Origin of the sequence: Streptosporangium sp. NPDC001681 (assembly GCF_040298085.1) — a bacterium.
In the GTDB taxonomy this organism is placed as follows: domain Bacteria; phylum Actinomycetota; class Actinomycetes; order Streptosporangiales; family Streptosporangiaceae; genus Streptosporangium.
Genome location: NZ_JBEOZN010000055.1, coordinates 1 through 14,722, shown reverse-complemented (window position 1 = coordinate 14,722; position 14,722 = coordinate 1). Strand labels below are relative to the sequence as shown.

Annotated in this window: 15 protein-coding genes; 5 read left to right on the top strand and 10 right to left on the bottom strand. The window is 69.2% G+C overall.

The genetic code is table 11. From position 1 onward, the window contains the following. Positions 1–175: 175 nt before the first annotated feature. From ABT130_RS24255 to ABT130_RS24235, 5 genes are all read right to left on the bottom strand, one after another. Entirely contained in the window at positions 176–1,525 is a 1,350-nt protein-coding gene (locus ABT130_RS24255; protein WP_350958815.1) for a phytase, read from the bottom strand. A 141-nt stretch (positions 1,526–1,666) separates the two neighbouring features. Continuing rightward, positions 1,667–2,032 carry a GntR family transcriptional regulator gene (locus ABT130_RS24250; RefSeq protein WP_350927775.1) on the bottom strand — a complete coding sequence of 122 codons (366 nt, stop codon included), beginning with the start codon at positions 2,030–2,032 and terminating at the stop codon, positions 1,667–1,669. Continuing rightward, positions 2,032–3,042 (bottom strand): hypothetical protein, encoded by a 1,011-nt coding sequence (locus ABT130_RS24245; RefSeq protein WP_350958812.1) that lies wholly within the window; start codon positions 3,040–3,042, stop codon positions 2,032–2,034. Before ABT130_RS24245 ends, ABT130_RS24250 begins: the two co-directional genes overlap by 1 nt. Before the next feature lie 127 nt (positions 3,043–3,169). Further along, positions 3,170–3,595, bottom strand: coding sequence for an ATP-binding protein (locus ABT130_RS24240; RefSeq protein ID WP_350958809.1), 426 nt, complete (start codon positions 3,593–3,595; stop codon positions 3,170–3,172). Positions 3,596–3,716: 121 nt separating this feature from the next. Beyond that, positions 3,717–3,911, bottom strand: coding sequence for a DUF5999 family protein (locus ABT130_RS24235; RefSeq protein WP_350927781.1), 195 nt, complete (start codon positions 3,909–3,911; stop codon positions 3,717–3,719). 500 nt (positions 3,912–4,411) lie between these two features. On the opposite strand from ABT130_RS24235, the gene ABT130_RS24230 reads away from it, so the two are divergent. From ABT130_RS24230 to ABT130_RS24220, 3 genes are read left to right on the top strand one after another with little or no spacing between them, the layout of a single operon-like run. After that, positions 4,412–4,750, top strand: coding sequence for a YciI family protein (locus ABT130_RS24230; protein WP_350958808.1), 339 nt, complete (start codon positions 4,412–4,414; stop codon positions 4,748–4,750). A 5-nt stretch (positions 4,751–4,755) separates the two neighbouring features. Beyond that, on the top strand, positions 4,756–6,027 hold the full coding sequence (locus ABT130_RS24225) for an RNA polymerase sigma factor (RefSeq protein ID WP_350958806.1): 1,272 nt from the start codon (positions 4,756–4,758) through the stop codon (positions 6,025–6,027). Between the two features lie 26 nt (positions 6,028–6,053). Next, positions 6,054–6,686: a maleylpyruvate isomerase family mycothiol-dependent enzyme gene (locus ABT130_RS24220; RefSeq protein WP_350927787.1), complete on the top strand. Its 633-nt coding sequence runs from the start codon at positions 6,054–6,056 to the stop codon at positions 6,684–6,686. Positions 6,687–6,816: 130 nt separating this feature from the next. On the opposite strand, the gene ABT130_RS24215 is transcribed toward ABT130_RS24220, so the two are convergent. Next, a complete protein-coding gene (locus tag ABT130_RS24215) occupies positions 6,817–7,638 on the bottom strand; it encodes a hypothetical protein (RefSeq protein ID WP_350958803.1) in 822 nt (273 codons plus the stop codon). Further along, on the bottom strand, positions 7,635–8,348 hold the full coding sequence (locus ABT130_RS24210) for an ABC transporter ATP-binding protein (protein WP_350958801.1): 714 nt from the start codon (positions 8,346–8,348) through the stop codon (positions 7,635–7,637). Before ABT130_RS24210 ends, ABT130_RS24215 begins: the two co-directional genes overlap by 4 nt. Before the next feature lie 160 nt (positions 8,349–8,508). Between ABT130_RS24210 and ABT130_RS24205 the strand changes: the two genes are divergently transcribed. Next, positions 8,509–9,642, top strand: coding sequence for a sensor histidine kinase (locus tag ABT130_RS24205; protein WP_350958798.1), 1,134 nt, complete (start codon positions 8,509–8,511; stop codon positions 9,640–9,642). 4 nt (positions 9,643–9,646) lie between these two features. Beyond that, a complete protein-coding gene (locus ABT130_RS24200; protein ID WP_350958796.1) occupies positions 9,647–10,294 on the top strand; it encodes a response regulator in 648 nt (215 codons plus the stop codon). Positions 10,295–10,323: 29 nt separating this feature from the next. Here ABT130_RS24200 and ABT130_RS24195 read toward each other — a convergent pair whose 3' ends face one another. From ABT130_RS24195 to ABT130_RS24185, 3 genes are all read right to left on the bottom strand, one after another. Then, on the bottom strand, positions 10,324–11,214 hold the full coding sequence (locus ABT130_RS24195; protein WP_350958793.1) for a MurR/RpiR family transcriptional regulator: 891 nt from the start codon (positions 11,212–11,214) through the stop codon (positions 10,324–10,326). Positions 11,215–11,373: 159 nt separating this feature from the next. Next, positions 11,374–12,777 carry a M14 family zinc carboxypeptidase gene (locus ABT130_RS24190; protein ID WP_350958791.1) on the bottom strand — a complete coding sequence of 468 codons (1,404 nt, stop codon included), beginning with the start codon at positions 12,775–12,777 and terminating at the stop codon, positions 11,374–11,376. Positions 12,778–13,287: 510 nt separating this feature from the next. Then, the gene (locus tag ABT130_RS24185) at positions 13,288–14,496 is read right to left on the bottom strand and encodes an ROK family transcriptional regulator (RefSeq protein ID WP_350958788.1); all 1,209 of its coding nucleotides are present in this window, start codon (positions 14,494–14,496) and stop codon (positions 13,288–13,290) included. Positions 14,497–14,722: the final 226 nt, after the last annotated feature.

Genomic DNA, 14,722 nt, shown 5'->3' with positions numbered 1-14,722 from the left:
GAGTGCGCGGGCCGAACGGTTGCGTTGAGGTGCCGCGGGGATTCCGGGGGCTACCGGGGATCGGCCGAGCGGAAAACGGAAACGCCTTGGGGACCATGCCCCGAGGCGTTCCGATTGAGATCTTTGTCAGCCGAGGGCGTCCCTGATTCACGCGATCGGTCTGCGGCGGTCCGCCTCAGCGGAACCGCGGGTCGTTTCCGGCCTTCGTGGTCACCTTGAGCGACAGAGCGTCGGCGATCTCACCCCACGAGACATAGGAGAAGTTCGTGGCGTCGCGTTCGTCGTCGACGTCGGGCCCGGTCTCGGGCTCGTCGTGCGTGACCAGCAGGCCCTGGCGGTAGTCACCGACGGGACGGTTCGTCACGGCAAGCCCGTCGGAGCCGTTGACGTCGTCGGCTCCCCTGGCGCCCTTGACCCGGAAACCGCCCAGCGGAGCGTTCCTGCCCTGCCGGTCGTAGACCGCGAACGTGTCGTCTCCCTGGCTCGACACGATGACGTATCCGGTCGATCCCGGGCCGTAGTAGATGTCGACGCCCTCGGCGTCAGCCGTGAGCCGGTTGCCGCCGAACCCCTTGGCCTTCGGATCGATCGGCCGGCACTCCTCGGACTCCTTGTCGTAGGCGTCGTGGATGCCGAAGTCGGTGACCTTGTCGATGAGCGTCGGCTGCCCGCCCGAGCCGAGCGGCAGCCGCAGCCGCCACAGGCCGACATCCTCCTGCGCGGCATAGAGAACGCCCGACTTCTGGTCCACCGCGACACCCTCGAACTGCGGCAGTACGCCCGGCTCCGCACACGGGGACCAGGTCGAACCGTCCGGCAGCTTGAAGGTGCTCGGCATCGTCAGTTTCTTGACGCTCGTGTAGCCGAGCTTGCCGTCGATCTCGACGATGCGCGCGGTCGCGAGGGTCGTGGCACCTTCCTGGGTGACGACGGCATACGCCTCACCGCGCTTCGGCTGCCAGACGGCGAGTCCGTACGCCGTGTGCTCCTCGTCGACGGCTTCACGGTCAGGGTTGAACAGGAACCGCTGATCAGCCGCGGTGACCTCGGTCAGCGGCGTACGCGCCGCGGCGCCGGCCGGGTCGATGACGAAGAACCGGAGCTGGTCGTTGTAGCGGTCCGAGACGACCGCGACGTCGACCACGCGGCCGGCGAGCGTGATGTCGTAGGCGATGTCGACGTTGTTGTACCGGCCCTTGGCCGTGTCGGCCCGCGGGGCCTCGGTCGCGGCCAGTGACTGGAGCTCCCGGGATTTCATGTCGTAGACGCGCAGGCCCCCCTCCTTGGCGGTCACGATCACGATCGACTTGTGGGAGTCCTTCGGGTGGACCCAGATCGCGGGGTCGTCACCGGAGGCGTTGCCCCCCTCTTCGTCGTCATAAAGGGCAGGCGTCTCGTTGTCCGTCGTCACGACTGCGGGATCGCCCCGATGCTCAACGGCGGGAAAGGCCGCCGCGGGGGAGGCGGCGAGCAGGGCGGCGGCAACTGTGCCGGCCGACAGTGCGGCTTTCAGGATGTGAGTCACGTGTTCGAGCGTGCCCGACGAAGATTGCCGCGGATCTGACCGGTAGATAGCTGCCGGTTGAACTCTGGAACTCGTCATGCGGGGAGGACGTCGTCGGCGACCATGCCGCGGTTGCGGGGTGTCGGGGCAGGAGGCTGCCACTCAGGCTCGCATGGCGTGCAACGCCTTCCGGGCTGCGACGAGTGCTTCCTCTTCGGAGGCTCCGGTGTGCAGAGCGACCCTGGCGAACTCCTCGGCCGCCGCGGCGAGTCGGAGGCGGAACCGGTCGGCCGTGTCGGTGATGACAGCCGCTCGGCCACGACGTAGTTCCACCAGTCCCTCGTCGCGCAACTGCTGGTAGCCCCGTAGCACGGTGTGCAGGTTGATGCCGAGGGTGGTGGCCACGTTGCGCGCCGAAGGGAGCCGGTCTCCGGGGGCCGCCGTGCCATTGGCCAGCGCGGCGCGTACGGAGGCCGCCACCTGGTCGGCGAGCGACTGTGCCGATGAGGGGTCAACTGTGATCAGCACTACGCCGTCTCCCCCTGTCGTTGCCTGCTCAGCCATCCGTTGACCAGCGCGGCCGCCGTCTCCGCTTCGCGCGTGGAGTAGACGAACCGCCGGCCGTCACTCAACGACAGGACGAGCACCGGCCCCTTCCCGCCGACGACACCCCAGCCCGCATCACTGTCGTCCAGCTTGTACCGCCCGTCGGGAGCCTCGCTCCTGGCCTCAGCGAATCGTATCCTCGGGTACGGCACCGTCCGGCGTAGGGCGGGTAGCCAGGGGACCCTCACCGTGACTCCCGAGCCGTCGATCTGCAGACGGGTACGCGCCTGTGCCATTTCAAAGACCGTCCACAGCGCCAGCACCGTCGTGCCCTGCCATGCACCGGAGCCCTCGGACACGGTCCATGCGGTGACCGCGGCCAGTACCGCGGCGACCAGCAGCCTCCGTGCCGACCAGGCGGAGGTCACGAACATGGCACGCTGCCACGGGCCGAGCGTCATGGTGGGCGCATGCGGCGGCGGTGCGGCGGTGGTCTCGGGCGCCGGCGGCAGCGGACCCGCCGCCGCCCAGCCCAGGGCGAGCGCCCCCGCGGCGGCGGCGATCTCCACCATCAGGAGCCAGGCGGGCCGGGCCACGGGACCCGGGGCGTCGACCAGCATCAGCAGCCACAGCGCGCCGGACACCGGAGCGGCCACGCCGATGAGGAAGCTCCCGGCCACCAGGGCCCGCTGGACCTGAGGTAGGCGCCAGTGGCGCAGGAACGAGACGATGAGCAGCGCTTCGAGCCACACCATCGCCCCCCAGAGGGGTTGTGAGACCCAACCCTGCCAGGTGGGTTCGTGGCCGGTGTCGATGGCCCAGTTCTGGAGGTAGACGCGGTCGGGAAGGCGCTCCCCGTACAGGGTGACCAGGGCCATGGGCACGATCAGCAGGAGTAGCGGGCCGGCGGCCGTCAGGATCAGGCGGCGGACCCTGCCTGGCGCGGCGTGATCGGGCTGGTAAAGGGACACGGAGGGGATGGGGATGAACATGGCTCAACCTCCAACTGTTTGCTTTTGAATATAACAGTGCAAACAGTTCCTGAAAGGTGACAGGAGGCTTCCCGGGTCAGACCCGCTCCTACCTGGCGAAGGCCGGACGGGGCACGGTATCGGCCGGTCAAGAAGCCTGGTACGCCGGATGGGCGGGCAACTCGAACCAGACGGCCTTTCCGGGCCTTCCCGCGCGCGTGCGGTCGGTGCCCCAGGAACGGGACAGCATGTCGACGAGGAGCAATCCGCGGCCGTTCTCGTCGTTGTCGGGTTCCTCGCGCACCTGGAGCAGGGCCGGATTCTCGTCCTCGACCTCGCAGCGCAGCGTGCCTTCCCGGAAGGAAAGGGTGATGACCGGTACTCCCCGTCCGTGGAGCAGGGCATTGGTGACCAGCTCGCTGACGAGCAGTTCGGCGATGTCGCTCTCCCCGTCGTATCCCCAGTCGGTGAGCTGGGCGCGGACGAGATGCCGCGCCATGGGCGTTGACGAGATGTCGGGCGACAGCGTCCATGAGGCCCGCTGGATGCGCGTCGCGCGGACGGCTCGGGCCACGGGCTCGCCGAGTCCACGAAGGAGCCGTCGTAGCCGGTGCCATCCCCCCGGGCAGCCGTTCCCCGGCAGGGCCGGGGGAGCCGACCGGCCGGGCGCCGCCGGACACCGGCGGCACGCGAGTTCAGGCCGCCTGCGCATAGGAATCCCGGTGAGCGGGGATGCTGCGCCCGTCGGGCAGAAGCTCGCCGCTGTCCTCGAACAGCACCACGCCGTTGCAGAGCAGCCCCCATCCCTGTTCCGGATGGAACGACACGAGACGGGCCGCGTCGTGATCAGGGGCGTTCGCGGGCGGGCACGGAGGCTTGTGCTGACACATGACCGTTACCTCGATCCTTGACGATCGCAGGAGAGTTTTCGAAGGACACCGGCTCCGGCTTGACGGTCATCGCCGGCGTTCCGGTCCAGTGAGCTGCTTTCGCTTTCTACGATGCCGCGCCCGCCGCCCGTTGTCTGCGCTGGCAGCATCCATTTGGGCCCGGTGCCAACGGCAGTCCCGGCATACCCGCTAACTGCAATGCGCCGTCCGGGGCCTGCCGCCCTGGATTCGTAACTCTGCGTTGTCCTATCGTTGACGGACGGTTCGGGTTCGCGCGCCGAGTCGCCAGGTAGATCGTTTGCCCAGGTCAGGGGCGTCTCTCGGAACATCCCGGTGGTGAGAGGAGTTCTGCGAACGGCGGCGGCGCTGCCCTGGAGAGCCGGGGCGGAAGGTGCCAGAAAACTTCGGGAGGTGTGTCGATCTGACCTTGTCCCATTCGTTGTCATGTTGTACGGCAACCCGCCGCGCGAGGACATAGAGAGAGCCGGATCATGAAGTACATGTTGCTGATCTACGGTGCCGCGACGACCGACGGGGCTGACCAGTGCGACTTCGAGGAGTGGGCGCTCTATGACAAGGCACTGAAAGAGGCGGGAATCTGGGTCACCGGGCACGCGCTGAAGGATCTGACCACCGCCACGACGGTCCGGGTCGGCCCGGCAGGTGAGCGGACCGTGACCACGGACGGGCCGTTCGCCGAGACCCGCGAGATCCTCGGCGGCTACGACATCATCGACGTACCGAACCTCGACGTCGCGCTCGACTGGGCCGCCCGCTGCCCCGGATCGCGCGACGGCGGATCGGTCGTGGTGCGGCCGGTCGCCGAGTTCGAGGTCTGACCCCGATGGACGAGCGAGCCGCCGGTGCCAGGTCGTCCGTGGAGTCGATGTTCCGTGAGGAACACGGCCGACTGCTCGCCTCCCTGGTCCGCCGCTTCGGTGATCTCGACCTCGCCGAGGAGGTCGCCTCCGAGGCCGTCGAGGCGGCGCTGGTGCACTGGCCGGTCGAGGGCGTTCCGGCCAGGCCCGGGGCCTGGTTGCTGACGACGGCCCGGCGCCGGGCCGTCGACCGGCTGCGGCGGGACCAGGCCTACGCCGCCCGGCTCGCCATCCTGCAGGTGGAGGCGGATCGGGCGGACCCCGCCCCATCCGCGGACGCGAACAGCGATCTTCCTGACGAGCGGCTGCAATTGTTCTTCACCTGTGCCCATCCGGCCCTTCCCGCCGACGATCGCGTGGCCCTGACCCTGCGCTGCCTGGCCGACCTGACGACGTCCGAGGTCGCACGGGCCTTTCTCGTCCCGCCCGCGACGATGGCCCAGCGGATCGTGCGGGCGAAGAAGAAGATCCGCGAGGCCCGCATCCCGTTCCGGGTGCCCGGCGCCGACGAATTGCCGGAGCGCCTGCCGGGGGTGCTCCAGGTCATCTATTCGATCTTCACCGAGGGGTACGCGGCCAGCTCGGGCTCGGATCTGCAGCGGCTCGACCTCGCTGAGGAGGCCATCAGGCTGGCGCGGATCCTGCACCGGTTGCTGCCCGCCGAGCGGGAGGTCGCCGGACTGCTCGGGCTGATGCTGCTGGTCCATGCGCGACGCGATGCCCGGAGCGGTCCGGGCGGCGAGCTCGTGCTGCTCGATGACCAGGACCGCGGCCGCTGGGACCGCGTGATGATCGAGGAGGGCCGCGGCCTGGTACTCGTCGCGCTGACCGGTGGTCCACCCGGCCTGTACGGGGTTCAGGCCGCGATCGCCGCTCTGCACGACGAGGCCGCGGACGTCGTGACCACCGACTGGCCGCAGATCGTGGCGCTCTACGACGTGCTGTTCGCTCTCGCGCCGTCCCCGGTCGTCGCGCTGAACCGGGCCGCGGCGGTGGCGATGCGCGACGGGCCGGAGACGGGCCTGGCGCTGCTCGACGAGTTGGCAGCCGAGCCGCGACTGCGCGGCTACCACCCCTATCCGGCGGCCCGGGCGGATCTGCTGTGCCGGCTCGGCCGATTCCCAGAGGCCGCGGCGGCCTACCGGGAGGCGCTCGACCTGGCCGGCACCGAACCCGAACGTGCCCACCTGCGGGGCAGGCTGAGCGCGGTCACGACGGCAGGTCCGGCCGACACCTGACGGTTGGAGAACAAGGAGAGTTGGACATGGACCGTGACGAGATCCTCGCCTGGGTGAAGGCCGAACGGCTCAGCCTCGCCGACTTCCTCGATGACCTCGACGATCACGAGTGGAAGGCAGCCTCCCTCTGCTCCGGCTGGACCGTGCACGACGTGGCCGCGCACCTGACGCTGTCCACGCGCACCACGCTCCTCGGCACGATCAAGGGCATGATCCGGGCACGCGGCGACTGGGAGCGGATGGAGGCCGACCTGGCACGGGAACGGGCGGCCCGGTTCGGGCCCGCGGAGCTCATCGCGCAGTTCCGCGAGACGGCGGGCTCGCCTCGTCGCGCGCCGGGCTCCGCCCCGTTGGACCCGCTCACCGACGCGCTGGTGCACGGGCAGGACATCGCGCGACCGCTCGGGCGGGTGCGGGAGATGCCCGCGGAGCGGACGGTCGCGGCGCTCGACCACGTCTGGCGCAGTTTCTTCTACGGCGCCCGCAAGCGCTTCCGCGGCACGCGGCCGGTCGCCACCGACCTGGACTGGTCGGCGGGCGAGGGGCCGGACGAGGTTCGAGGGCCGGCGGCCGACCTGCTCCTGCTGGCGACCGGACGAGCCGCCGGACTCGCGGGCCTGTCCGGGCCGGGCGTCGAGCGAATCGCGGCCACGTTGTAGGCACGTGTGTCGAGGTGCGGGTATCGACGGTTGAACATGGTGCACGAGCGTCCGGGTCCGCCGACCTCGGAAGCCGGTGGGGGCGAAGGAGGGCCGGGCCGGGGCCCGTACACCGTCTACCCGGACGGGGTCAGTTCACCTCCCTGCGGATCACGCGCACCGCGCCGGCCGTCATCGGGATGACGATCCAGAAGATCGTCGACACGGCCAGCCGAGCGGCGTCGCCACCGGTCATGTCGCCGGCCATCAGGGGAGTGACGGTGGTGTTCAGGTCGAACCACTCGGCCAGGACCTCGCCGACGGCACCGAGCCTGCCGACCAGGGCCCACAGGATCGGGGTCGACAGGCAGATCACGATCGCGGCCGGTGCGTTCAGCAGCAGCATGCCCACGGCGAGCCCCATCGCGACCACGAGGACGTTCGTCCCGGTCCAGCCGAGCAGGGCGAGGGGCGCGACCTCCCAGTCGGCCGGGACGTTCTGAACACCGGCGCTGACGGCCGTCACCGGCACCGCGACCAGCATCGCGAACAGGGAGGCGGCCACGGCCGTGATCAACGGCGGCAGGCACTTGGCGGCCAGCACCCGCCGGCGCCGGGGTTCGAGCACGAAGGTGGTCAGGGCGGTGCGGTGGCTCCATTCGCCGGTCACCGTAAGGATGCCGAGCACGGGGAGCAGGGTCCCGAGTCCGATTCCGGCGGTGCCGATCAAGGTGTGCAACTCCGGACCGGAGACGACGCCGCGACCGATGATGGACGCGATCACCAGGGTGGCCAGGCCCACGGTCATGATCTTGCTGCTGCGGGTGTCGAAGAGCTTGCGGGTCTCGACCGACAGCAGCCGGCGGAACGGAATCGGTGTCCGGGGCCGATGGACGTCCGTGCTCTTCGAGCCGGCACCCCTGGTGTCGTCCGTCCTGGTGCCGTTCATCGAGTCTTTCTGGGAGGAGGTCATTCGGGGCTCCGGTCGGCGTTCGCGGTCAGTTCGAGGAAGGTCTGTTCGAGGCTCCGGCCCCGGCTGAGCTCGCCGACGGTGCCCTGGGCGAGGACGCGGCCGCGGCCGATCATCACGATGTGGTCGGCGACCTGCTCCACCTCATGCAGCAGGTGCGAGCTGAGCAGCACTGAGCAACCCGAGCCGGAGAGGCCACGGAGCAGCCCACGCATCCACTGGATGCCCTGGGGGTCGAGACCGTTGGCGGGCTCGTCCAGGATGAGCACCCTGGGCCGGCCGAGGAGCGCGTGACCGATGCCGAGACGCTGCCTCATGCCGAGCGAGTAGCCGCCGGCGGTCCGCCGGCTCTCCCGGCCGGTCAGCCCGACCAGGTCGAGGACCTCGTCGACCCGCGACCTCGGCAGGCCGAGCGTCATCGCGCCCAGGGTCAGGATCTCCCGCCCGGTGCGGCCGGGATGCTGGGCGCCGGCGTCGAGCAGCGTGCCGACCTGGGAACCCGGGCAGTCCAGCTCGGTGTACGGCCGGCCCAGCACGGTGGCCGAGCCCGAGGTGGCGCGGGAGAGCCCGACCAGGATGCGCATGGCCGTCGACTTTCCGGCGCCGTTGGGCCCGAGAAAGCCGGTGATGCTCCCTGCTCCGACGGTGAAGGACACGTCGTCGAGTGCCTTGACACCTCTGTAGACCTTGCTGACGTGGCTGAATTCGATCACGGATCCAGTCCACCGGATGTGCGGCCACAGGCCATCGAACCCAGGTCGAGGGCCACCGGACGCGGGGCCAGATCCCTCTCCCCGGTTCTCGACCTGTGGCCACCTGGATATCGACCCAGGTCGCTAAGGCGTCGGCCCGCTGCTCCATAAGCTGTGGGCTGTGGACGACCGTACGGAGAATCAGCTGGGCATCGCGCTGCGCTACCTGTGTGCCGTGCTGCCGATGCTGTTCTACGGCGTCATCCTGGCCGTGGTCGTCTCCCAGGACCGTGACCGGCTCGCATGGGCGCTGGCCGATGTGGGGCTCGGCGTGATCGGGCTGGTCCTGATCCGCTGGCGGCGTCGCCGGCCGTGGCCGACCGCGCTGGCGACCGCTCTGCTGACCGTTTTCTCCACCACGGCGACCGGCCCCGCCCAGGTCGCGTACGTGTCCCTGGGAACGCATCGTCGGTGGCGCCAGTTCATCCCGGTCATGGTCGTGTCCTGGCTGTGCCTGGTGGCACGCTCCAGCTGGAACGGCGTCAACCAGGCGACCGTCGTCTCCGTGGTGACCGGAACCGTCATCCTCGGCGGGCTGGCCGTCTTCGGCCTGTACCTGCGCGGGCGCCGTGACCTGGCCGTCTCACAGCGAGAGGCGGCACTGGCCGCGGGGCGCGAGCAGTTGCAGCGGATCGAGCAGGCCAAGCTGGCGGAACGGGCCAAGATCGCCCAGGAGATGCATGACGTCCTGGCGCACCGCATCTCCCTGCTGTCGATGCTCGCCGGCGGCCTGGCGTACCGGACCGACCTCACTGCCGAGGAGACCCGCGAGACCGCATTGGCCATCCAGGAGAACGCACACCAGTCGCTGAACGAGCTACGCGGCGTGCTCGGCACGCTCCGGTCCGACGGCGCCCTGGAGGCCCCGCAGCCGAACCTGGCCCACCTGGATGCCCTGTTCGACGAGGTGCGCGCCGCCGGCCAGCAGGTCGAGGTGGACGACACCATCGACGACCGGGAACTGCTGTCGACGCAGACCGGCCGGCACGCGTACCGGATCGTGCAGGAGGCCCTCACCAATGCGCGCAAGCACGCGCCGGGCAGCCGGGTGACGGCCGAGCTCGGCGGGCGGCCGGGTGACGGTCTGCGAATTCGGGTGAGCAACCCGGCACCGGGCGGGACGTCCGCCGGTCCCGGCGGGAGGCTGGGGCTGGTCGGCCTGGCCGAACGGACCCGGATGGCCGGTGGCACCATCAGCCATGCCGTCCAGAACGGACGCTTCGTCCTCGACGTCCGGTTGCCATGGGAGGCTTGACACTGTGATCCGACTGGTGATCGTGGATGACGACCCGATGGTACGGACCGGGCTGCGTCTCATTCTCGGTGGCGAGCCCGACCTGGAGCTCGTCGGCGAGGCCGGGGACGGCCTGCAGGCCATGGGCGTGATCCGTGACCTGCGGCCCGATGTCGTGCTGATGGACATCCGGATGCCCAACCAGGACGGGCTGACCACCACCGAGCTGCTGCTGGCCCGGCCGGACCCGCCCCGGATCCTCGTGCTCACCACCTTCGACGCCGACGACATGGTGCTCCGGGCCCTGCGGCTCGGTGCCGACGGCTTTCTGCTGAAGGACACGCCGCCACCGAAGATGATCGAGGCGGTCCGCACCGTGGCGAAGGGGGAGCCGGTGCTGTCGCCGAGTGTCACACACCAGGTGATCGCCGCTGCCACCGGTAGGCACGAACCGCGGCGCGCGGAGGCGCGACGGGAGCTGGCCACGCTCACCGAACGCGAGCGCGAGGTCGCGATCGAGGTGGCCCGGGGCGGCTCGAACGCCGAGATCGCCGAACGTCTCTACATGAGCGTCGCGACGGTGAAGGCGAACATCACCCGGATCTTCGCCAAGCTGGGGGCCGACAACCGTGTCCAGGTCGCCATGAAGGTGCGCGACGCCGATCTCCTCTGAACGTGAATGAGCGACCCCGTTCGGTGCCTTCAGTAGGGGAGGAAGATCTGGCGTTCCGTCGCGCTGTCGTCGAAGGACTCCAGCCGGGTCTGTCCTTCGGTGGACAGGGTGTCCAGCATGGTGTGGAGCAGCGCGGTGCACAGAACCGTGGGACCGGCGTGGGAGTCGAAGGCGAAATCAGAGCTCACCGGTGCGAGCAGGACCTCGTCCGCGAGCTCGGTGAGCCGGCCCACCGGCTGGTCGGTGATGAGGGCGATCTTCAGCCCGACCCGACGCGCCCAGGTGAGCCCCTGTTCCAGCTCGCGCGGGTAGCGCGGCAACCCGATGGCGAGCACCCACTCGGCTCCGGAGTCCGCCGCCCGGCTCAGCCGGTCCTCCGCGATCGAGCCCGCGATGTCCAGTACCCGTACGTCGGGGAGCACCTTCTCCGCGAGATGGCCGAACAGGTGCGCCAGCGGTGCGGAGATCCGAAGTCCCATCACGAGGAGAGGGCGCGACCTGGCCAGTTGACCCGCCACCTCCCGGAGCTGACTCAGATCCCGGAGGCTGTCCCGCAGTCGTTCAAGGTCGCGGATCTCGGAGTTGACCAGTTCCTGGATCTCGTTGAGGTTCTCCGCGGGCAGTGCCGGCCGTGCGCCGCCGAACACCGATGAGCGGAGCGCGTCCCGGAACTCGGGGAACCCCCTGAATCCGAGCGCGGCGGCGAAACGGGTGACCGACGGTTGGCTGACGCCCACGCGCTCGGCGATGTCGGCACTGGTGAAGAAGACGGCTTCCTGCGCGTGCTCAAGCAGGTAGCGCGCGATCCGGCGCTGTGAGGGGGAGAGCCGGTGGTCGTCGAAGAGCCCGCGCAGGTTCGCGGCGATCCGCGACGCGTCCGGCACGGCGAGCGGCTGGCCGGTCTCTCTGGCGTGCCCCATTCTTGAACTTCCCTTCCCCGCGGAGTGACGGACCCAGCGATGATTCTCACCGCCCGGCGGGCAAGGTGATCGGGTTTTGGCCGCATGACTTCAAGAGTGTGGGGCGAAAGCGGCGCCGGGCGGCCCCCACAGGGGACCGCCCGGCTTATCGGGGCGCACTCAGTGCTTCGGGCCGTTGCCGTTGAAGCGGGTCTTGCACTCCTGCAGCCGCACATCGACCTGCTCGCCCCTGTCGACGGTGACCTTCACCGTCTCAAGGACCTCACCGTTCGGACGGGCACAGGTGAGCGTCCAGCTCTCCTGGAGGAAGTTGCCCGGGCCGGTGGCGACGACACCGTTCTCGGTGTAGGCCGGGACCGGCCGCACCGACGGGTTGACGTGCCAGGTGAACTTGCCGTTGGTCGGGGCGACCAGGCTGGACTCCAGGTGGGTGGGGACCGCCTGGGGCGGGTCGAGGACAGTGCTCGTCTGCCGGATCGGCGCGGTCCACAGGTCGAAGTCCTTCGTGATCGTCAGAACCGCGCCCTTCGGCGCCTTGCCCGTGATCACGGAGTGCCCCGCCGGGTCCGCCGCGTACTCCAGGGCCACCAGGAACGCCTCACGGTTCGACTTGCCCTCGTAGCGACCGGTGCCGAGGTAGTCCTCGATCACCTCGGGGTAGGTGTTGTTGGTCGACTGGGTCTTCATGATCTCGTACGTGAAACCGAGGCCGCGGGTGGCGTAGTACGACCAGTCCGGGGTCTCGCCGGTCGTCTCGTAGTCGAAGCCCGACTTCATGCCTACATAGCCGTTCTTGGCCGACATCGCGTCGCTCAGGGCGGCGTAGACGGCCTCGTCGGGGGCGTCGCCCGCGCGCTTCTCCAGCGGCGGACGGAGCAGGGTGTGCCCGGAGGTGTGGTTCGTGATCAGGACGGTGACCTGGTTGTTCGTGGTCAGGTCCATGATGTTCCGGATCTCGGGCTCGGAGCCCGGCGCCGGGCCGCGGTTCGTCACGTTGGAACCCGCGTTGCTGCCCCAGCCGAAGGGGTAGTTGCGGTTGAGGTCGACCCCGCCGGTGCTGGCGCACGTCGGTGAGATGCCGCAGCTGGTGCGCCGGTTGATGAGGAATCCGTCCACGTTGACGACCGGGACGAAGATGACCCGCGCCTGGTCGAGCAGGCGCTTGATCTTCGGGTCATTCCCGGAGTTGTTCACCAGGTCGTAGGCGAACTCCATGGTGTGCTCACCCGAGGGCCACTCGTTCCCGTGGTGTATTCCCATCATGAACAGGACGGGCTTGCCGTCGGAGGCGTTGACGTCGCGGGTCACCTCGATGCCGTACACCTCGCGGCCCTGGCGGGTCTTGTGCGGCAGCGTGATGTGCTTGACGAGGTCGGGGTACTGCTTGCTCAGCGCGAGCATCTCGTTGTTGTAGTCGGTGATCGTCCGGTAGGTGGTCCGGCCGCTGGGCAGCGTCGCTGACTGCGCCGCCAGCAGCTGGGCGGTTGCTGCGATGTCGGTGGACTCGGCGAAGGTGGTGGTGGCCGCCGGAATGCTGAGACTTCCCAGAAGTCCGACGCTCAACGCAAGCGTCAAAACGCGTTTCTTGGCGCTCCAGGTCGCGGGGGACTGCGAGTCTCTTGAAGACATGCTGAAAGGACCTTTCTAGCCACGGACGAATTGGCGTCAGAAACGCGCGCTTCTTCCCGCCCTGTTCTTTCGGGAGCGCTCTTGGATAACCGACTATCGACCGTTGATTGCAAACTTTCAGTTAGTCTTAGCCATGAATGTATGGTTGTCAACCAGGTGCGCCGATGGTATTTCCGCACATGTGTGGAATGTCGGAGGTGAGGGATGTCTTCGAAACGCGGCCGGAGCGGGTGGGGTGCCGCCGGGCGGGTGAGCCTCTACTCGGATCGGGTGGGGGGGGGGGCGTGCGGGTGCTCAGGTGCGGTGGTGGGTCGCTGGGTGCCACGTTAATCGGGACACGGGCCATATGGTGGTTAAGGGTCTGTTACAAAATGGGGCCGACTGGTTCCCGGGACGTCGCGGGCAGCGGCTCGATCGGTACGACGGTCAGGGAGAAACACCTGGTCATGACGTCGTACGGGCGAGCACTTCCAGGGGTCTGGCCAGTATTTCGGAGAAGGCGAGTTCGGCCGCGCCGATCAGGGTGACGTCGTTCCCGAGAGCCGAGGTGCGGAGCTGTACCTTCTCCCGGGAGATCACCAGCCCATTGGCCGCCACCCGGCGATGGACCTGGTCCGCCGAGCCCCGGTAGATGTCACGCAGCATCCCGCCGAAGATCACCAATCCGGGGTTGAAGAGGTTGATCAGGTTCGCCACCCCGATGCCGAGCCAGTCGCCGATCCGGTCCAGCGCGTTCTGGGCCGCGAGGTCGCCGCGGCCGGCGGCGTCCACCACGGCCCGTATGCCGTCGTGGCCGACCAGTTCGGAGGCCCGGCCGGCGGCGTCGAGCAGGGCCTGCTCGCCGACCTCCGCCTCAAGGCAGCCTCGCGAGCCGCATCCGCAGGGCCGCCCGTTGTACGGGTTCACTATCATGTGCCCGAGCTCGCAGCCGTACCCGCCGTCGCCGTCCAGCAGCTTGCCGCCGACGATGATCCCGCCACCCACGCCGACATCCCCGTGCAGGTAGACCAGGTTCGCGAAGCCGATGCCCACCCCGCGTTCGTGCTCGGCCAGCGCGCCCAGGTGGGCCTCGTTGCCCACGGAGACCGGCAGCCCGAGCCCCAGCCTGAGGCCGAGTTCGGCACCGAAGGCCTGGTCCACCCAGCCCATGTTCGGCCCGAAACGCACCATCCCGTCACCGGGCCGGATCATGCCGCAGTAGGCCGCGCCGACTCCGACGCAGATCGAGTCCGGAGCCGCCTCGTGCTGTATCCGGCGGGCCAACCCGGCGAGCACCTCGACCACGTCGTCGAGGTCGGCCCCGGCACGCGCCCGGACCGCCTCCCTGCGGTTCAGGATCTTCCCGCCCAGCCCGACCCTGGCGGCGACCAGCCGGTCCACGGCGACGTCAAACGCCAGTACGTACACCCGGTCGGACTCCGGCCGGACCACCAGCGACGGCCGGCCCGCCCTGCCGGTCTCCTTGGGAAGTTCCTCGCGGACCAGGCCCGCCGAGGTGAGCTCCGAGGTCAACGCCATGATCGTGCTGCGGTTCAGCCCCATCCGATCGGCCAGCACCGTGCGGGAGACCGGGCCGCCGAGGTGAACATGCCGGAGCAGAGTGCCCAGATTGTGCTGGCGGATCTCCTCCTGGGACGGACCGGCTTTCAGCATCGTGGGGATCCTGACGACTCGGGGCTGTCGCCGTTGTGCCTGACGACAATGGTGATTCTAGGTTCTTAGCGCACTCCGCGGAATCGTCAGGTCGTTCGTGGGCGCGGTGGAGGAACATCCGGCCCCGGATGCGGTCGACAGGGCGTCGGGCGCCCGCGCGCCCCCCACAGGAGCTCCCCCGCGTATAAACACCCGATGAGCGCGGGCAGCTGAGGGGGCGCGCTCC